This window comes from Micromonospora sp. CMU55-4, from assembly GCF_011602315.1.
In the GTDB taxonomy this organism is placed as follows: Bacteria; Actinomycetota; Actinomycetes; order Mycobacteriales; family Micromonosporaceae; genus Micromonospora; species Micromonospora chalcea.
On sequence record NZ_JAAOLH010000016.1, the window covers coordinates 1 to 18,224 of the forward strand.

Annotated in this window: 16 protein-coding genes and 1 pseudogene; 5 read left to right on the forward strand and 12 right to left on the reverse strand. The window is 72.7% G+C overall.

All coding sequences use genetic code 11. The features are described 5' to 3' along the window. Together HA073_RS24030 and HA073_RS24035 are read right to left on the reverse strand one after the other, a co-directional pair. Positions 1-180 (reverse strand): annotated as a pseudogene (locus HA073_RS24030) (1,4-beta-xylanase); the annotation flags it as partial. Positions 181-458: 278 nt separating this feature from the next. Further along, positions 459-887: a helix-turn-helix domain-containing protein gene (locus tag HA073_RS24035; RefSeq protein ID WP_043327477.1), complete on the reverse strand. Its 429-nt coding sequence runs from the start codon at positions 885-887 to the stop codon at positions 459-461. 115 nt (positions 888-1,002) lie between these two features. Here HA073_RS24035 and HA073_RS24040 point away from each other — a divergent pair, with 115 nt between their 5' ends. Beyond that, a complete protein-coding gene (locus HA073_RS24040) occupies positions 1,003-1,917 on the forward strand; it encodes an NADP-dependent oxidoreductase (protein WP_166457347.1) in 915 nt (304 codons plus the stop codon). On the opposite strand, the gene HA073_RS24045 is transcribed toward HA073_RS24040, so the two are convergent. Further along, complete coding sequence (locus HA073_RS24045) at positions 1,918-6,021, reverse strand: WD40 repeat domain-containing protein (RefSeq protein WP_166457348.1); 4,104 nt, start codon at positions 6,019-6,021, stop codon at positions 1,918-1,920. A 15-nt stretch (positions 6,022-6,036) separates the two neighbouring features. Beyond that, positions 6,037-6,366, reverse strand: a complete 330-nt coding sequence (locus HA073_RS24050) for a CU044_2847 family protein (protein WP_013283485.1) — start codon at positions 6,364-6,366, stop codon at positions 6,037-6,039. A 288-nt stretch (positions 6,367-6,654) separates the two neighbouring features. On the opposite strand from HA073_RS24050, the gene HA073_RS24055 reads away from it, so the two are divergent. Beyond that, positions 6,655-7,401, forward strand: coding sequence for a hypothetical protein (locus HA073_RS24055; protein WP_240925932.1), 747 nt, complete (start codon positions 6,655-6,657; stop codon positions 7,399-7,401). Further along, entirely contained in the window at positions 7,398-10,664 is a 3,267-nt protein-coding gene (locus tag HA073_RS24060) for a helicase HerA domain-containing protein (protein WP_205798426.1), read from the forward strand. Before HA073_RS24055 ends, HA073_RS24060 begins: the two co-directional genes overlap by 4 nt. Here the strand turns inward: HA073_RS24060 and HA073_RS24065 are convergent. The 5 genes from HA073_RS24065 to HA073_RS24085 all read right to left on the reverse strand — a co-directional run bounded on the left by HA073_RS24065 (position 10,657) and on the right by HA073_RS24085 (position 13,855). Beyond that, a complete protein-coding gene (locus HA073_RS24065) occupies positions 10,657-11,451 on the reverse strand; it encodes an ABC transporter permease (protein WP_166457349.1) in 795 nt (264 codons plus the stop codon). The genes HA073_RS24060 and HA073_RS24065 overlap by 8 nt on opposite strands. Next, a complete protein-coding gene (locus tag HA073_RS24070; RefSeq protein ID WP_166457350.1) occupies positions 11,448-12,353 on the reverse strand; it encodes an ABC transporter ATP-binding protein in 906 nt (301 codons plus the stop codon). The genes HA073_RS24065 and HA073_RS24070 overlap by 4 nt, the downstream gene beginning before the upstream one ends. Then, positions 12,350-12,721 (reverse strand): hypothetical protein, encoded by a 372-nt coding sequence (locus HA073_RS24075; protein WP_064448368.1) that lies wholly within the window; start codon positions 12,719-12,721, stop codon positions 12,350-12,352. The genes HA073_RS24070 and HA073_RS24075 overlap by 4 nt, the downstream gene beginning before the upstream one ends. After that, positions 12,721-13,323: a helix-turn-helix domain-containing protein gene (locus tag HA073_RS24080; RefSeq protein ID WP_223201265.1), complete on the reverse strand. Its 603-nt coding sequence runs from the start codon at positions 13,321-13,323 to the stop codon at positions 12,721-12,723. Before HA073_RS24080 ends, HA073_RS24075 begins: the two co-directional genes overlap by 1 nt. A 70-nt stretch (positions 13,324-13,393) precedes the next feature. Beyond that, positions 13,394-13,855, reverse strand: coding sequence for a MarR family winged helix-turn-helix transcriptional regulator (locus tag HA073_RS24085; RefSeq protein WP_166457351.1), 462 nt, complete (start codon positions 13,853-13,855; stop codon positions 13,394-13,396). Between the two features lie 92 nt (positions 13,856-13,947). Here HA073_RS24085 and HA073_RS24090 point away from each other — a divergent pair, with 92 nt between their 5' ends. After that, positions 13,948-15,039 carry an epoxide hydrolase family protein gene (locus HA073_RS24090; protein ID WP_166457352.1) on the forward strand — a complete coding sequence of 364 codons (1,092 nt, stop codon included), beginning with the start codon at positions 13,948-13,950 and terminating at the stop codon, positions 15,037-15,039. A gap of 231 nt (positions 15,040-15,270) precedes the next feature. Here HA073_RS24090 and HA073_RS24095 read toward each other — a convergent pair whose 3' ends face one another. After that, entirely contained in the window at positions 15,271-15,735 is a 465-nt protein-coding gene (locus HA073_RS24095) for a DIP1984 family protein (protein ID WP_030500648.1), read from the reverse strand. A gap of 95 nt (positions 15,736-15,830) precedes the next feature. Further along, on the reverse strand, positions 15,831-16,316 hold the full coding sequence (locus tag HA073_RS24100) for a carboxymuconolactone decarboxylase family protein (protein ID WP_043327495.1): 486 nt from the start codon (positions 16,314-16,316) through the stop codon (positions 15,831-15,833). Positions 16,317-16,483: 167 nt separating this feature from the next. Here HA073_RS24100 and HA073_RS24105 point away from each other — a divergent pair, with 167 nt between their 5' ends. Beyond that, on the forward strand, positions 16,484-17,365 hold the full coding sequence (locus tag HA073_RS24105) for an RNA polymerase sigma-70 factor (RefSeq protein ID WP_064448365.1): 882 nt from the start codon (positions 16,484-16,486) through the stop codon (positions 17,363-17,365). Between the two features lie 36 nt (positions 17,366-17,401). On the opposite strand, the gene HA073_RS24110 is transcribed toward HA073_RS24105, so the two are convergent. Next, positions 17,402-18,175 (reverse strand): SAM-dependent methyltransferase, encoded by a 774-nt coding sequence (locus tag HA073_RS24110; RefSeq protein ID WP_043327501.1) that lies wholly within the window; start codon positions 18,173-18,175, stop codon positions 17,402-17,404. Positions 18,176-18,224: the final 49 nt, after the last annotated feature.

Genomic DNA, 18,224 nt, shown 5'->3' on the forward strand with positions numbered 1-18,224 from the left:
CAGTCGGTTCGCCGCGATGGCGGTGCCGAAGTAGCGGCCCGACTGTGCCGCGGCGGCACCGAGCGTGCTCGCCGCCGCCTGGGCAATGGTGGGCACCACGAGCGCGGCGCCGGCGAGAGCCAGCGCGCTGCTGACGGCGGCCAGCACCACGCGGTGGCTGCGCCTCGGTAGATGTTTCATGACACTCCTCTGCATATCGGACGATGATGCGCTGGCGATGCCCGGCCTGACGCGAGTGGAGTAGGCGGTGCGCCCACCCCCCGCGTCACTGCCCTGAAACTTTTCGAAGATGTACCGGTAACTTCCCTGGGAAGATATCCGCGACGGCACGATCGGTCAATGTCGATGTCGACGCGAACATGGACTCAACCGGCTGATCAGCGCGGGAGTCCATGGATGACCGTGCGAGCGAAGGGCGCCGAGAAGCGCGAGCACGACCGAAAGTTTCGGAGATCCGGTCAGTGACCGGCGGCGTCGTACCGCTCGCGGTTGGCGTGCACCTCGTCCATGTGCGCCTCGGCCCACAGCTTCATGCCGTACATCAGCTGGTGCAGCGACTGACCGAGGTCGGTCAGCTCGTAGGTGACAGTCACCGGCACGCTCGGCGTCACGGTGCGGGTGACAAGGCCGTCGCGTTCCAGTGAGCGCAACGTCTGGGTGAGCATCTTCTGGCTGACGCCGGCCAACCGCCGCGACAGCTCGGAGTAGCGCATGACCCGCGGCTCCGCGTTGCGGTCGGGCCCGTCGCGGCCGAGCGCGGCCAGGATCAGCGCCACCCACTTGTCGGAGATCCGGTCCAGGAGTTGCCGGCTCGGGCAGCCGGCGAGGAACGCGTCGTACTCCTCCCGCGCCTGCGCCCGCTTCTCCGCCGCCGTCTGCGTCGGCATCGTCCGCGCCTCCTACCCGGGGGTACCCAACGCACTCCGAAGTGCGTACTTCCCGATGGAAAGTTACCCCTCCATCGTGGAGCAGGGCATCCCTCACGACCAAGGAGACAGAACCATGGGTACGCGTACCTTCCGCACCGCAGTCGTCCGCACCCCGGGCGGACCCGAGGCCATCGAGATCATCGACGTCCCGCAGCGCGAGCCGGGACCCGGCGAGGTCCGGGTGGACGTCGCGGCGGCGCCGGTCAACCCGGCCGACCTCGGCGTCGTCAGCGGCTTCTTCCACTCGCTGGGGCTCATCCACCAGCCGCACCACACCGGCCTGGGCTGGGACTTCGCCGGTGTCGTCGCCGCGGCCGGGCCGGGCGTCGACCTCGCCGTGGGCACCCGGGTCGCCGGCCTGGTGGGCGGGTTCGACCGCGACTTCGGCACGTACGCCGAGCAGCTTGTCGTGCCCGCCGCCGACCTGGCCGTCGTACCCGATGATCTGGACCTGGTGGCGGCGGCGACAGTGCCGCTCAACGGCCTGACCGCGGCGCAGATCGTCGACCTGCTCGGCGACCCGCCCGCCGGCGGCCGGCTGCTGGTCACCGGCGCGGCCGGCGCGGTCGGCGGCTACGTCGTGCCGCTCGCCCGGGACCGGGGATGGCGGGTGACCGGCCTGGCGCGGGCCGGGGACGAGAAGTTCGTGCGCGGGCTGGGCGCCGACTTCACCACCGCCGCCGAGCCGGGCTGGGACGCGGTCGCCGACGCCGCGGCGCTCCAGGACCGAGGGCTCGCGCTGGTAGGTGACGGCGGCGTGTTCGTCGGGGTACGGCCGAACGCCCACCCGGCCGCCGAACGCGGTGTCACGGTGCGCGCGGTCGAGGTGCACGCCGACGGGACACGCCTGGCCGACCTGCTCGCCCGCACCGCCGCCGGTGAGCTGCCGGCGCGGGTGCACGCGGTGGTGCCGCTGGACCGGGTGGCGGACGCGCACCGGGCGGCGGCCGAGGGCGGGGTACGCGGACGCTACGTGCTGCGCCCCTGATCAGCAGCGCACCGCCACCCGAGCGACCGCACGGTCCGCGGCCTCGGGTGGCAGGTCGCTCCGGCCGTCGACGTCCAACGCCAGCAGGCCCTGATCCAGACCGACGAGCAACGTTCCGTCGACAGTGCAGCACGTCAGCGCCGGGTGATAGACGGGGATGGTGTGCAGCGCCCGTCCGGTGGACGGGTCCCAGATCCGCACCGTCCGGTCCCGGCTGGTCGAGGCGAGCAGATCCCGCCCGCCGACCCGCACCAGGCTCAGCCCGGTTACGGCAGCCGTGTGGCCGGTGAACACGTCCACGGGCTCACCCCACTCGGCGTCCCACAGACGGATCGTGTGGTCGGCGCTGGCCGACGCCAGCATCCGGCGACCCGCCACGACCAGGCCGCAGAGCGCGGTGACCGCGTCCTGATGTCCCTGCCGGGTCCAGACCGGCGTGTCACCACCGCCCCACAGCATCACCGTGCCGCTCTTGTCGGCCGAGGCGAGCGCCTCCACCTCGGGCCACCGAACCGTCGCGAGGGCCGTCACCCATGCGCGGGTGACGTGCCCGAGCAGGACCGCCCGCACGGTGCCGGTCTGCGGGTGCCAGAGCCGGATGGCCTGGTCGTCGCCGGCCGACGCGACGAGCGTCTCACCGCCGATGACGATCGGGCAGACCGCCGCCACCGGAGCGTGGTGCTCGGTCATCTCCCCCACCAAGGCGCTGTGCCGCACACTCCAGGTTCCGACCGTGTTGTCGTCCTGGGCGGTGACGAGCAGCGGCTCCTCGACGTCGGCGACCGCGCACATCGCGTTTACCGGCCCGCCGGGTGTCGGGATCTCCCGCAGCCGCTCGCCCGTGGCGGCGTCCCAGATCCGCACCCGGCCGTCGGCACCGCCGGAGGCGACCAGGCCCGGTCGCTCGTCAGGGACCGCGCAGAGGCTGTGCACGGGCCCGAGCCGGTCCCGCTCGGCGACCGTGTCGGGTCGGCCGCCGGCCGGGTCCCACAGCCGCACCGTGCCGTCGTCACCCGCCGTCGCCAGCATCCGGTCCTTCGCCGTACGCAGCTCGCAGACCGCACGGATCCAGCTCGCGTGCCCCCGCAGGCTCGGCCGGCTCGTCCACGTCGGCACGTCCCAGACCCGGATGAGCCCGTCCTCACCCGTCGACACGAGCAGACAGCCCCCGTCGACCTCGACCGTGCACAGATCCGTGACCGGTCCACCGGTGGCAAGGACGTGGACGCATTCGCCGCTCTGCGGGTCCCAGAGCCGGACCGTGCCGTCGTAGCCGGCCGAGGCGAGCAACGTGCCACCCGGCGCTCGAACGGCGTAGAGCGTGGTCACCCAGCCGACATGTCCGGTGAGGGTCAGCGTCGGGCGCGTGTCGGCCGTCGGCTCCCAGACCCGGACCACGCCGTCGAAGCCGGTGGAGGCGAGCAGGTGCCGGCCGTCCGACGGGACGTACGTCACGGCCGTCACCCAGCCCGAGTGCCCGGTCAACGCGTAGCGCTGCGTCCCGGTCACCGGATCCCAGATCCGGACCGTCCGGTCGTCGCCGGCCGAGGCGAGCAGGTCGCCGTCCGGCAGTGGAATGACGCAGATGTTGCGGACCCAGTCTTCGTGCCCGCTCAGTTCGTGCCGACGCTGGCCGGTCCGGGGATCCCACAGGCCGACGGTCCCGTCGTGGCTGGCGGTGGCGATCAACGTCTCGCCGCCGCCGGTACGGACAGCGCACAGCCCGCGGATCGTGTCGTTGTGACACGGGAAGACTCCCACGGCCTGGTTGGTCATCGGGTCCCAGAGCCGGACCGTGCCGTCGTCACCGGCGGAGGCGAGCAACCACCGATCGTCCAGCTCGACGGCCGCCACGTCGTAGACGGCCTGCGAGTGCCCGTCCAGCACGCTGCGCTCCTGCCGGGGCGGGGTGTGCGCCCAGCGCGCGCGGTACGGCGCGCCGTCGGCCTCGATCCCGCTGCCCAGTCCGTCGAGCCGGTCGACGACCGAGAAGAGGGCGGCGCGCTCGGCCGGTGCCGCCGCGACAGCGAGCGGCGTCCGGTGCAGCAGCCGCACCCGTGATCGGGACAGCGGCTCCAGCGGTCTCTCCATGTCGACGACCGAGAGCAACCGCTCCAGGTGCGCGTGCAGGAGGTAGCCCTCGTCGGCGAGGAGCCGCTCCACGAGCCCGGCGCGGGAGGCGTGCTGGGGCAGGGAGCGCCGTAGGTAGTCGGGCACCGAGGCCCATCCCACCTCGGCCGCCAGGTCCGCCCAGGCGGCGACCAGCCGTCGCTGGTCGTCCCGGCGTGACGCGCCGTCCAACAACGCGTCGTTGAGGGCCTGGTGGAACAGGCGGTACGCGGGCCGGCTGCCGCCACCGGTCTCGACCAGGAAGTTCGCCGCCGACGTACGGGCGAACGCGAGGAGTTCGTCCTCGGTGACCGTGCCGCCGAGCGCGGTCACCGCGATCCGCCAGAGCGACAGCGGCAGACCCGGCGTCTCGGCGTACGCCAGGGCGGTGAGGGCGAGCCGGGCGGAGGCCGAGCCGGCAGCCGGCAGCCCGGCCAGATAGGAGTCGAGCGCATGGGCCACTGTCGCGCTGAACGACACCGAAGCCGGGTCGACGGGCTCGATGTCGCGCAGCGCGTGTGCCCGTGCGACGAGACCGGCCACCAGGAAGTTTCCCTTCGCCAGCTCGGCGATCCGGCGGGCCAGCGGGATAGCCGCCGCCGAGTCGCTGTACGGGTTGCCCGGCCGTTCCGCGCCGAGCAGTCGCAGGGTCGCCAGGGCGTAGTTCACCAGATCGGCCCCGGCGAAGTATTCCGGTGTGTCCAGATCCACCAGCTCGACCGGATCACCGAAGCAGGCGATCAGGTCACCCCGGTCGTCGCCGCGCCGGGTGCCGACAACCACCCGCACGCCGTACCGGCCGCACTCCCGGGCCAGCGGCAGCAGGACGTCGTCGATGACCTGCCGGGCCTGACCGGGGTCGGCCGTCTCGTCCAGCGCATCGATGACGAGCGCGAAGCGAGCCGGACGCCGCGCCAGCCGGTCCCGCACGGCCGGCATCAGATCGGCCGGCGCACCGGGCAGGTCGACGGCGGCCGCCCGGGCGATCTCGAGCGCCACCTCCAGCGCGGTCTTGCCCTTGGCGTGCACGGCGCAGGACACCGAGCCGACAGTGGCCCGTACGGCGGTGTCGCCGCCCGGCAGGCTGTCCCGGATCTGCTGGTCGGCCGTGGTCACCACGCGGCCCAGGACGGCGGACTTGCCGACGCCTGGCGAACCCGTGACGATCAGCGGCCGGGTGGCGGGCGCCTTCCCGTCGATGAAGTCGACGATCCGCCGGAGCGCGGCCGTACGACCCCGGAACCGCGCGCCGCCCTCGGTGTCCACGGCGACGCCCCGCGCCCGGGGCAGCCAGTGCCGGCCGGCCTCACCGTCGGTGCTCAACGTCCACCCCCAGGCCGATAGCGCGGCGTCGTCGGCGTCCTCGACCCGCCAGGCCGACAACGCGCCCAACGTCATCGCCGGCACCTGCTCGTCGACGTGGTGCAGCGTCACCGCCTGCCCCTTGCCCTTGCCGTCGGCCGTGACGACGACGCCGACCACCGCCTGGTACTCCGGGGACCACAACGCGCCGCCGCTGAACCCCTTGCTGAGCGGCCCGGCAGCGCCGCTGTCGATGGTGACGCGGCCGTACCCGCCGTCTTCGACGACGGAACCGGTCGCCTGCAGGCCGCCGACCACCCCGGCCGGGAAGCCGTACGCCCAGAAGGGGCGGTCGAGCAGCGGCTTGGGGGCGAGGCAGCGCAGCCGCGCCGGGGTGACGGTCGCCGGCACCGGCTCGACGAGTTCGAGCACCACCACGTCGACGTGCGCCGCCGGCATGCCGTCGTGCCGGCACCGCCGGACCTTGCGCCGGTCGAAGTAGGCGACCTTGGGCGCGCGCGGAAAGGCGACAGTGAGATCGGGGCGGAGGGTGCCGTCGGCGGCGAACGCCACGTGGTGGCAGGTGAGCACCAGGTTGGCGGCGATGACGATGCCGGTGCCGAGTGCCGTGTGCGGGTCCGCCTCACGGTGCAGGGCAACCGCCCACGCGCTCTCGTCCGGGGCCGTTGTCACGGGCCGAGCCGTCCGTCAGCGCCGTGGACCGGCACCGCGATCGGTGGGGCCGTCCGGCTGCCAGGCGAGGGTGACCTCGAAGTTCGCCTCTCCGGTCGCCTTCGCCACCACCCAGCTCGCCGTGCCGGTGGCCTTGATCCCGAAGCGCACCTCCACCGCGTCGGGAGAGACGGTCTTGACCTGTTCCAGCAATTCCCGGGCGGCGGCGACCGCCGGTGCCGCGGATTCGCGTACCCAGCCGGCGACGTCGCCGAAGCCTGCGGGCTGGAAACCGGGTGTCGGCTCGACTTCGATCAAGGCAACCGTTTCGTCGTCGACCTGGTAGCGGACCACCTCAGACTGCACGGTCACCTCCGTGACGTATTTCTGGAGAACAGGCGGGAGGGTTCGCGGCGGAGCAGAACTCCGGCCCTCGCGCCGGTCTGCCATGCTGCCCGCTGTCCTTGTCATTTCGCAATGGTCGGGTCGACCGACCGCGCCGAAGCCGCCGAACAGGCGTTTCAATCGAGGCGTCCACGCAGGACCGTTGGAGATCCACTACGCGGCCCTGTCGGCTTTCGTCAGCGAGATCGGTGACCTTGCGCGAGTCCGGCGCCGTCGGCAGAATCGGCCCGTGCGCCGGGGCCGTCCCCGTTGCCCACCTCGATCATGGCCACCCCTTCCGAGCCTTCGATCACACCGTCGACGCGGTGGGAGCTCGTGCCGCAGAGGAGCATCCGCATGCCGGAAAAGGAACTGACCCTCGTCGACCGGTGCATTCTTGTCACGCTGATGGTGAAGGCGGCGCCTTTGCCGCAGACCTACTTCACCAATGTCGCCGGTATCGGCCTGAAAGCCGATCACCGCCGTCGACTTGAATCACTCGGCCTGATCGAGGTCACCGAGAAGCCGATCACGCTGGCGCTCACCGACAAGGGATGGGACCGCGCCACCGAGGAGTTGGGCGCGGAACCGCCGAAGGGCGCCGGTACCGCGGGCGGAACGCTCTACGTCGCGCTCGACTTCCTGCGCCGGCTGATCGACCATTCCGGGACCCGCGCCGACGACCTGTTCCGGATGCAGATCAACCGGGACGAGGTCGTCGCGCCGCCGCCGGTGGCGTCGTCGGCGTCCCCGGCCGCGGACGCGGTCACGCTGATCCGGCAGGCGTACCACGAGCTGGCCGCCAAGCCCGGCGACTACGTCATGCTGGCCGATCTTCGCGACGCCCTCTCCGACCTGCCCCGCCCCGAGTTCGACGCCGCGCTCGTGACGCTTAACCGGGAGCGCGGCGTGCACCTGGTGCCCGAGTCCAACCAGAAGGTGCTGAAGCCGCAGGAGCGGGCGGCGGCGGTGACCATCGGCAACCAGGACAAGCATCTGGTCGCCATCTCGTCATGATCGGCGACGAGCAACGCCGTGCCCTGGCAGCGCTGAGGTTCAACTGGGCTCCGACCCCGGACGACGTCTGGAAACCCACACCGTTCCACGTGGAGGGTCTGCACCACGACGTCGTCACGACGGTGCTGGACAGCTTCGCGGAGGCTCAGGCCAGCACCGACTCCAGTCCGGTGGGCGTGGCCATCCTCGGCCAGCGCGGCACCGGCAAGACCCACCTCATCGGCACGGTCCGCCAGCAGGTGCAGGGGCGCGGCGGCTTCTTCTTCCTGGTCGAACTGCTCGAGGCCCGGACGTTCTGGCAACGCACCGCGATCTCGATGCTGGAGGGCCTGGTCCGTCCGATGCCGGACGAGACGACCCAGCTACGGGCGTTCCTGCGCCGGCTGGCCGACGCGGTGGGTGCGCCCCGGACGGTACGGCGCGCGGTCGCCGGTGAGACCGAACTCAGCCGTCCGACGCTCGACGCCTTCGTCGACCTGATCCGCAAGAAGGACCGGCAGATCGGCACGGAGTGCCAGGACACCGCGCGCGCCCTGGTGCTCTACGCGGCCGAGCAGTCAGCCGTGCAGGACATCGGCTACGACTTCCTCTCCTCGATGGACGAGGAGGAGCCCGGCCAACGGGCCGGGTGGGGGCTGCGGCGCAATCGTCGTGCGCCCCAGGAGGTGGTCCGGGACATCTCCCGGCTGCTCGCCGTCGTCGGTCCGACCGTGATCGCGGTGGACCAGATCGACCTGATGATCGCCCAGTCCGTGAAGGCCACGAACCAGGACGCCCGGGGCGAGGCGGACTGGCAGACCTCGCTCCTGCTCGAACAGGTCGCCAGCGGACTGATGGCGCTACGCGAGACCACTCGCCGGACGCTGTCCGTCGTCTCGTGCCTGCCGCAGACGTGGCGCAGCATCCAGCAGCAGGCGACGGACACCGTCCAGGACCGGTTCCGGGAGGCCGCCCCGCTCAAGGAGATCCCCTCCGTCGAGGTTGGCCGCGAGCTGGTCGAGAAGCGGTTCGCGGTGCTTTTCGAGGGCCTCGGGTTCACCCCGCCGCACCCCACCTGGCCGGTCCACCCGGACGCGTTCCAGGAGGTTGTCGGCTTCACCCCTCGTGAGCTGCTACGGCGGATCGACACGCACGTCCGGGCCTGCCTGGCCGACGGCGAGGCGCGGGAACTGCGGCACCTGCTGCACGCGACCGGCGAGCGCGTCGCCGGGGATATCGCGCCCGCCACGGTCACCGGGCCGCCACCGGAGAGCCGGACGAACGGATTCGGCAAGCTCGACGCCCGGTACGCGGAGCTGGTCGCCGCCGCCGACACCGCCCTGTCCCCGCAGACGGAGGACGCCCGCGTCCCGCGCCTGCTCGAAGCCGGCCTGACCGCGTGGATCGCCGCGCAGGGCGCGGCAGTCGACGCGTTCAGCCTCGACCCGATCCCCGCCGGAACCAAGCCGGCGCTGCACGCCCGGCTACGGCACAGCCTGAGCGAGGACAGCGAGGACGAGGAGCACTGGTCGTTCCGGGCGATCTCCGCGCCGCACCACATCGCCGTGCTCAACCGGATCCGCAACGCGATCACGACCGCCGGACTCACCGAGGGGGTCGCCAAACGACGGCTCTTCCTGCTGCGCAGCGCGGAGTGGTCGGCCGGTGCCCGTACCCGTGAGGTGCTTGACGCGTTCGAGCGGGCCGGCGGTCGGCGGCTTCCCCTGGACGCGCCGGACGTCGCCCGGCTGGCCGCGCTCGAACAACTCATCCAGGACTACGGGCGGGAGACGCTGCGGCCCTGGTTCGCCGATCGCCGGCCGGCCTCCGACATCACCTGCCTGCGGGAGGCGCTGGGCGACTGGCCGGGTGCGCCGGAAGCCGTCCGGACCGAGGAGCGGCCAGAGGAGGCGCCGGACCGACCCCCGGTCGGGACGCCACCGCCGGCCACCGCTGCACCGCGCTCCGCCGGTCCCGTCCCGACGCCGCGCTCCGCCGGGCTCGACCCGGCGCCGCCGGTGGTCGCTCCCCTGCCACCGGTGGCGGGCATCGACCCGGAGCGGATGGAGATCGGCACTGTCACCGGGCGGCCCGAACCGGTCGGCCTCGACCTGGAAGCGCTGCGCCGGCACACAGTCATCTTCGCCGGCTCCGGTTCCGGCAAGACCGTACTGATCCGCCGCCTGGTCGAGGAGTGCGCCCTGCGCGGCGTGTCGGCCATCGTGCTCGACCCCAACAATGACCTGGCCCGGCTCGGCGAGACCTGGCCCGCCGCACCGCCGGGCTGGGGCGCGGACGACGCCCGCCGCGCGGCGGAATATCTGGCCGGCACCGACGTGGTCGTCTGGACGCCGGGACGGCAGGCCGGTCGGCCGTTGAGCTTCCAGCCGTTGCCGGCCTTCGCCGACGTGCTCGACGACCCGGACGGGTTCACCTCGGCCGTCAACGCCGCCGTCGCCACGCTCGCCCCGCACGCCCGGGTGGACGGCGGCACCGACAAGGCCCGGCTCGGCCGGGCCGTGCTGCGCGAGGCGCTGATCGGCTACGCCCGCAGCGGCGCGAGTGACCTGCGTGAGTTCACCGACGTCCTCAACGATTTACCGGACGGGGTGAGTCAGCTCGACAGCGCGCCCAAGCTGGCCGCCGGCATGGCCCAGCTACTCAAGGCCGCCCTGATCAACGATCCGCTCCTGGGCGGCGTCGGAACGCCTGTCGACCCGGGCGAGCTGCTCACCCCGCCCCCCGGTCGCCGCGCCCGGGTCTCGGTGATCAACCTCGCCGGGTTGCCCGAGGACAATCAGCGGCAGAGCTTCGTCAACCAGTTGCAGCTCGCCCTGTTCACCTGGATCAAGCGTCATCCGGCCGGGGACCGGCCACTCGGTGGACTCTTCGTCATGGACGAGGCGCAGACGCTGGCCCCGTCCGGCGCCGTGACCGCCTGCACCCAGAGCACGCTCGCGCTGACCTCGCAGGCCCGCAAGTACGGGCTGGGGCTGGTCTTCGCCACCCAGGCACCGAAGGCGTTGCACAACCAGATCCCCGGCAACGCCGCCACGCAGTTCTTCGGCCTGCTCACCGTGCCGGTGCAGATCGAGGCGGCCCGGGATGTGGCCAGGGCGAAGGGCACCGACGTCCCGGACATCGGCAAGCTGCGTACCGGCCAGTTCTACGCCGCGGTCGAGGGGGCCCGGTTCGTCAAGATGCAAGCTCCCATGTGCCTGACCCACCATCCCCGCAGCCCGCTGACCGCTGAGGAGATCGTCCGGCTCGCGACGCTCAGGTGATGTCGCGGCGCATCGGGACGACCACGGCGATCGCGGCTGCGGCGAGCGCGTACCCGGTCAGCAGCAGCGCGCCGGCCGCCGGCGGCAGGAGCGCGACGGCGTCGCTGCCGAGCTGCGCGGACATCGCGTCGGCGACGTACGTGAAGTCGGTGAGCGCGGCGGTGGCGCCGCCGGGCAGGAGCGGGTAGAGCGCGTTGACGCCGGGGATCATCATCAGTACGGGCTCGGCCAGGTACAGGTAGCCGACCACGACGCACACGGCCGCGACCTGGTTGCGGAGCAGCGCGCCCACGCCGGTGCCGACGAGCAGGTACACCGCCATCGCGACGCCGATGCGGGCGAGCAGCGCCAGCACCGTGGGAGCGGGCAGGCCCAGCGACACGCCACGCGCGGCGGCGACTGTGAACAGGGCCGCCGCGGCGGCGACGGCGAGCACGAGGCCGTAGGCGAGGCCGACGATCGCGTGGGTGGCGAGTTTGGCGGCCAACACCCGCCCTCGGCGCGGCGCGAACATGAACGTGACGGCGGCGGTGCCGTGCCGATGCTCGGAGGTGGCCGCGAGGGCGCCGGCGGCGGCGGGCACGAAGGCGGTGAAGCCGAGGATGCCGAGGATGGACCGCAGGCCCTCCTCGGTGTGCAGGCCGGGCATCGGCGGGTCGAAGTTCTCCGGCCCGACCAGCGCCATCATCCCGACCAGGCCGCCGCCCAGCGCGACGGAGGCGAGCAGCAGCGCACCCCACATCCGGGTGGCCAGGACCCGGCGTAGTTCCGCTCTGATCAGGTTCATCGGGCCTCCGCCTTTTCGGTGGTCAGGTCGAGGAAGAGCTGTTCGAGGCTTGTGGTCTCGGTGACCAGTTCGTGGACCCGCAGCCGGTGGTCGGCGGCCAGGTCGGCGACGCGCGGCGCGTCCAGTCCGCGTACCCGCAGGCGGCCGGGCCCGGCGGCCTCGACGGACCCGGCGGCGGCCGCCAGCGCGGCGGCCAGGGCTGTCGCGTCCGGCGAGGTGACGAGCACCGTCGGCGGGCCGGTGAGCCGCGACAACGGCCCGGCGGCGACGAGTTCGCCGCGCCGGATCACCACCACGTCGTCGACCACCTGCTGGACCTCGTGCAGGACGTGGCTGGAGACCAGTACGGTGCGGCCCTCGTCGGCGAGGCGGCGCAGCAGCCCGCGCAGCCACGACATGCCTTCCGGGTCCAGGCCGTTCGACGGTTCGTCGAGCAGCAGGACGCGCGGGTCGCCGAGCAGCGCCGTGGCGAGGCTGAGCCGTTGCCGCATGCCGGTGGAGAACCCCCGGGTACGACGGTCGGCGGCCTGCGCGAGGCCGAGCAGATCCAGCAGTTCCGCGACCCGGCTGTCCGGGCAGCCGGCCATCGCGGCGTAGACGCCCAGGTGGTCACGGGCGGTGTGGCCGGGGTGGAACGCGTTGCCGTCGAACACCGCGCCGACGGTCCGTGCCGGCTGGGCCAGCCGGCCGTACGGCTGCCCGCCGATGGTGGCGGTGCCGCTGGTCGGCGTGACCAGACCGGTCAGCATGCGCATCGTGGTGGTCTTGCCGGCGCCGTTCGGGCCGAGGAAGCCGGTGACCGCGCCGGGTCGCACGGTGAAGGTCAGATCGCGTACGGCGGTGACGTCGCCGTAGCGTTTGGTCAGGCCCGACGCCTCGATCGCCAGGTGGTCGCCGGTCATGGCCGGCCCCGCGTCGCACGCCCGATCGTCTCGGCGAGGCCCGGCGCGGCCGGGTCGGAGACCACCACCTCGTCGAACTCGCCGCCGGCCGCCGCGCGGTCCAGCACCAGGTGCAGGCCGGGCTGACCGCGCCGGGCCGCCACGAGCTGCCGGGGACCGCCGAACAGACCCCAGACGCCGATCTTGGCGAAGCCGGACACGGCGTACCCGCGCCGGGCGCCCCGGGCCAGCCGGATCGGCTCGTCCACCGGGGCGGCGTGCCGCACGGCGGCCAGGCGCAGCGCGAACCGCTCCCGCCCGACCCACATCCGCTCCCATCCGGTGAACCGGATGTCGATCACATCGCCGTTGAGCATTACGGAGGCCATCAGTCGTCGCCCTTCGTCGTGTCGGAGTCGTGCGCTGACGTGTGCGTGTCGCCGGGGGGCACCGGGCGATCGGCGGGCATCAGGACGGTCGCCAGCAGCCGGGGGATCCGGCCGTCGCCGGGCCCTCTGGCGAGCAACGGGCCGACCAGCGCGTTGAGCCCGGCCGCGAACTCGTGCAGCTCGGCGTCGGTCAGGTGCAGTACGAGCTGCTGGTATCCGACCCCGTCGGCGACGAAGTCGACGCGGTCGCGGGCGAGGTAGCGGGAGAACTCGGACAGCAGGCTCGACACGAACGCGGTGAAGTAGCGCGCGTGGTCCTCCGGCGTGGCCGTGGCCAGGGCCGCCGGGTCCAGCGCCGCGCCGTGCGCGGGCAGCGCGTACACCCGCTCGACGGCGCCGCGCACCTTGCGCTCCTGCACCACGTCGAGCATCCCGGCCTTCACGAGCGTCGCCAGGTGCCGGTAGAGCGTGGCGTGCGGGACGTCGGGCAGCAGCTCGGCCAGGTCGTGAGTGGTCACCCGGGTGCCCGCCACAGCACGCAGGACGCGGAGCCGCACCGGGTGCAGCGCCACCTCCGCCCACCGCTCCATCGACATCGCCATGACCGAACCGTATCACTATCGATAGTGATAGAGGTAGGGAGTGGGGCGACCGGGCGCGAAAGCCGGACGATCAGACGGACGGACGGGTGTGGTGGGCCAGCACCCGAGCAAGGAGCCGGGTCAGGTCCGCCCGCTCGTCCGAGGTCAGCGGCGCGAGCAGGTCGTCCTGCACCTCGGCGAGTCGCTTCTCCAGCCGCCGCAACTGCCGCCGCCCCGCCGCGGTGATGGTGACGACGTTGCGCCGCCGGTCGGACGGGTCCGGGGCGCGGACCACGAACTCCCGCTCGGCGAGCTCGTTGAGGGCCGCCACCACGTCGCTGACGTGGATGCCGCTACGCCTGCCGAGCGCCGCCTGACTGGCCGGGCCGAACTCGTCGAGCGTGGCGAGCAGCCGGAAGTGGTAGCCACGCGCGTCGACCGCCGCCAGCCCGTCGCTCACCAGCCGGCCGGCGCGTACGGCGGTCTGGGTGATCAGCCAGCTCGGCAGGCCGGCCAGGCGGGTGGGTACGACGTCCGACTCCGGGTTCTCCACATGCCCAGCCTATCCAAAAACGTTGGCGTCCCCAACGATCTGCGCTATCGTTCGTCGCACAAACGTTAGTGACACCAACGATCGGAGCTACCGTGATCGAGCCGTTCCGTATCCACGTCCCCCAGGCCGACCTCGACGACCTGGCCGACCGCCTGGCCCGCACCCGCTGGCCCGACGAGCTACCAGGCACCGGGTGGGACTACGGCATCCCGCTGGCCCGCGTACGCGAGCTGGCCGAGCGCTGGCGCACCGCGTACGACTGGCGGCGGGCCGAGGCCGAGCTGAACCGGTATCCGCAGTTCACCACCACCATCGACGGACAGAACATCCATTTCCTGCACGTACGGGCCGCCGACCCGGACGCGCTGCCGCTGATCCTCACGCACGGCTGGCCCGGCTCGGTCGTGGAGTTCCTCGATGTGATCGGCCCGCTGTCCGAACAGTTCCACCTGGTCGTACCGTCGATCCCCGGTTTCGGCTTCTCCGGCCCGACCCGGGAACGCGGCTGGGACGTCGACCGCGTCGCCCGCGCCTGGGCCGAGCTGATGCGCCGGCTCGGCTACCGGCGGTACGGCGCCCAGGGCGGCGACTGGGGCTCGGTGATCTCCACCCGGCTCGGCGGCACCGACCCGGAACACGTCGTCGGCGTGCACCTCAATTACCTGCCCACGCCCCCGCCGCCCGGCTGGACCGGCGAGGCCGGACTGTCCGGCGAGGACCGGGACCGGCTCGCCCGGATCATGCGACTCAAGACGCAGCGGCACCCGCACCAGGTGCTCTACGCCAGCCGCCCGCAGACCGTGTCGTACGCGCTCAACGACTCACCCGTTGGGCAGCTCGCGTGGATCGCGGAGAAGTTCACCGAGTGGACCGACCCGGGATCGGCCGTCAGCGTGGACCGCATCCTCACCGACGTCTCGGTCTACTGGTTCACCGGCACCGCCGCCTCGTCCGCGCGGCTGGTGCGGGAGAGCGCGTTCGGTGGCCCGCCCGCGCCCTGCCCGCCCCCGCTCGGAGTCGCCGTGTTCGCGCACGACATCACCCGGTCCGTACGCCCGATCGCCGAGCTGACGTACACGATCCGGCACTGGAGCGAGTTCGACCGGGGCGGTCACTTCGCCGCGCTGGAGGTGCCGGACCTGTTCGTCGACGACGTCCGGTCGTTCTTCTGGAACCTGCGATGACGCCTGGGACGAGTCGCGGAAGTCCCCTGTCCCACCCTCACCGACGTGGATCTGCACCTGGTGGTGTGCCGTGCCCTGTGCGCCGTCACCTGTGTCCCGTGCTGGGCGTGCGGTGTGTGCTGGGGAGTCGAACCCCGGCGCCTGCCCTCGGCGCACCAGGAGTGAGCCGGATTGCCCGCCGGCTCTCGGGGGCGTGCACGCCTCCACGTCGGCTACCTGCTCCGCGACTCGTCAGTCCAGCAGGTCGACCTCCCAGTTCGTCCGCTGGATCGTGGTGTCCACCTCGCGGATCTGCCGGGCCAGGTCGTCGGCCTGCCGGCGCAGCTCCGCCACCGGCAACGCCGGAACCATCTTCAGCTCCGACCGGAGCTGACGGTAGCCGCGCTGGCCCTCGCCCGCAGCGGCGTCCGCAGCGGCGGTGACCACGCCGTGCCGCAGGCGCAGCACGTCGCGCCGCGCGAGCGCGTCGGTCAGGGTGCCACCGTCCACGACAGTCGCGGCGTTCGTACGGTTGATCCGCCGGATCAGCGTCTCCAGCTCACCGAGCACCCCGGCCGCCTCCACGAGCAGCGCCGAGGCGTCCTCGGCGGGCGTCTCGCCCTCCTGGTAGCGGGCGCTCGCGGTGATGCGGGCACGGAGCTGTTCGGCGCGTCGCGCCGCATCCGCCCGCAGCGCAAGGGCCTCCGCAATCTTCATGGCGAGCAGTATGGCCACCGGGGAGCACGGGTGTCGCCGCGTTTTCCGGGGGCGGTCCGGCCCGGGACGACCGGGCCGGACCGCCGCCGCGACGCTCAGCTCATCGCCGCCGCGAACATCCCCGGCTCGTACGAGCCGCCGCGCTGGTGCACGAGCACCGCGAACCGGTTCGCCGCGTTGATCAGCCCGAGCAGGCACACCAGCGCGGCGATCTGGTCGTCGTCGTAGTGCTCGCGTACCCGCGCCCACGTCTCGTCGGACACGCCCTGATGCGCGTCGGCCAACCGGGTGCCCTCCTCGGCGAACGCCAGCGCCGCGCGCTCGGCCTCGGTGAACACTGTCGACTCGCGCCAGGCGGCGACCAGGTTCAGCCGCACCGCGCTCTCACCCCCGGCCACCGCCTCCTTGGTGTGCATGTCGATGCACCAGCCGCAGCCGTTGATCTGGCTGGCCCGCAGCGACACCAGCTCCTGGACGGTGCGCGGCAACGTCGACTGGTGGATCGCCAGGCCCGCGCCGGCGAAACGCTTCATGAACGCCGCCGAGACCGGGTTCTCGAACAGGTTGAATCGGGTCTGCATGGGTTGCGCCCTCTCTGCTTCGGTGGTGTCGGACGAACACGAGATGCCGGGGACCGCTCCGGCGTGACGGCGCCGGCGGGTGAGGACCACCACAGCGACCCGATGTCACACGGCGGCGGCGGGCGGCGTCTGGTGGGGAGCGCAGCCGGACAGCGGAGGAGCCAGTCATGGCGGACCAGGCCACCGAGGACTTCCTCGCGCACCGCAACCTGCTCTTCACCGTCGCGTACGAGATGCTCGGCTCGGCCGCCGACGCGGAGGACGTGGTGCAGGAGACCTGGCTGCGCTGGGCCGGCGTCGACCTCGGCGAGGTGCGGGACCGGCGCGCCTACCTGGTGCGCATCACCACCCGCCAGGCGCTGACCCGGCTGCGCACGCTCGGGCGGCGCAAGGAGTCGTACGTCGGGTCGTGGCTGCCCGAGCCGCTGCTCACCGCGCCCGACGTGGCGGACGACGTGGCGTTGGCCGAGAGCGTGTCGATGGCGATGCTGCTGGTGCTGGAGACGCTGACGCCGACCGAGCGGGCCGTGTTCGTGCTGCGTGAGGTGTTCGACGTCGGCTACGACGAGATCGCCGAGACGGTCGAGCGGACGCCCGTCGCCGTGCGGCAGATCGCGCACCGGGCGCGCGCCCACGTCGCGGCGCGCCGCCCCCGGCGTACCGTCCCGGCTGCCGAGGCCCGCGACGCCCTCGACGCGTTCCGGCGGGCGGTCGAGACCGGCGACCTGGACGGGCTGCTCCGCGTCCTGGCCCCGGACGCGGTGCTGGTCGGCGACGGCGGCGGGATCAAGCAGGCGCTCGCCCGCCCGGTCACCGGCGGCGACAAGGTGGCCCGGCTGCTGGCCGGCGGCTGGTCCCGGATCGCCGCCGTGGCGTCGATGGAACCGGCGCAGGTGAACGGCTACCCGGCACTGTTGGTACGCCTCGACGGCGAGCTGGACACCGTCGTCGCGGTACGCCTCGACGACGGCCGGATCAGCGGCCTCTACGCGGTGCGCAACCCGGAAAAGCTGTCCCGCATGACCCGGGAAACCACACTGCGCCGGTGAGCGGGAATCCGCCGTCGCACGGCGACTGAGCACGCCTCAGCGGCGCACGCCCACCCCGCCGTAGCCGTGCGACACCGCGGCCTGCGGCTCGCCGTCGGGCCGCCAGTCCGCCACCTTGACCAGGCCCGGATCGACGAACTCGTACCCGTCGAGGAAGCGGGCCACCTCGTCGCGGGTGCGGGGCACCAGCGGGGAGCTGCTGCGGCGGTAGATCGCGGTGCCCTGCTCGGTGGGCAGCGTCGGCAGGCCGTCCAGCGTGAGGTGGGACAGCGCGAGCACGCTGCCCGGCACTGTGGCGTCGCGCAGCGTCGCCACCGCCGCGTACGGGTCGTCGGCGTCCGGCACGAAGTGCAGCACCGCCAACAGCAGCACCGCCACCGGCTCGCTCAGGTCGATGGTGGCCCGCAGCGTCGGGTCGGCCAGCAACTCGCCGGGCCGCCGCAGGTCACCCCGGAGCACCACGGTGCGGCCGTCGGTGGGCAGCAACCGCCGGGCGTACGCGACCGCCACCTCGTCGTGGTCGACGTAGACCACCCGGGCGTCGGGGCGGATCGCGCGCACCACCTCGTGCACGTTGCCCTGCGTGGGCAGGCCGGCGCCGATGTCGAGGAACTGGCGAATCCCCTGCTCGGCGGCCCAGCGCACGACCCGGCGCAGGAACGCGCGGTTGCTCTGCGCGGCGACGCCGGTGTCCGGGAAGATCCTCAGGACCTCCTCGGCGGCGGCCCGGTCGGCGGCGAAGTTGTGGCAGCCGCCCAGGTAGTAGTCGTACATCCGGGCGACATTGGGTCGGTTCTCAGCCTCCGTCACGCCTCGATGTCTAGCACTCTGCGCGACACACCGCTGACCCGTCGTGTCG

Excerpts from the sequence above, each read along its gene's own strand:
- HA073_RS24035 (WP_043327477.1), bottom strand. The coding sequence starts at position 887 with ATGCCGACGCAGACGGCGGCGGAGAAGCGGGCGCAGGCGCGGGAGGAG.
- HA073_RS24040 (WP_166457347.1), top strand. The coding sequence starts at position 1,003 with ATGGGTACGCGTACCTTCCGCACCGCAGTCGTCCGCACCCCGGGCGGA.
- HA073_RS24060 (WP_205798426.1), top strand. The coding sequence starts at position 7,398 with ATGATCGGCGACGAGCAACGCCGTGCCCTGGCAGCGCTGAGGTTCAAC.
- HA073_RS24065 (WP_166457349.1), bottom strand. The coding sequence starts at position 11,451 with ATGAACCTGATCAGAGCGGAACTACGCCGGGTCCTGGCCACCCGGATG.
- HA073_RS24070 (WP_166457350.1), bottom strand. The coding sequence starts at position 12,353 with ATGACCGGCGACCACCTGGCGATCGAGGCGTCGGGCCTGACCAAACGC.
- HA073_RS24075 (WP_064448368.1), bottom strand. The coding sequence starts at position 12,721 with ATGGCCTCCGTAATGCTCAACGGCGATGTGATCGACATCCGGTTCACC.
- HA073_RS24080 (WP_223201265.1), bottom strand. The coding sequence starts at position 13,323 with ATGGCGATGTCGATGGAGCGGTGGGCGGAGGTGGCGCTGCACCCGGTG.
- HA073_RS24095 (WP_030500648.1), bottom strand. The coding sequence starts at position 15,735 with ATGAAGATTGCGGAGGCCCTTGCGCTGCGGGCGGATGCGGCGCGACGC.
- HA073_RS24100 (WP_043327495.1), bottom strand. The coding sequence starts at position 16,316 with ATGCAGACCCGATTCAACCTGTTCGAGAACCCGGTCTCGGCGGCGTTC.
- HA073_RS24105 (WP_064448365.1), top strand. The coding sequence starts at position 16,484 with ATGGCGGACCAGGCCACCGAGGACTTCCTCGCGCACCGCAACCTGCTC.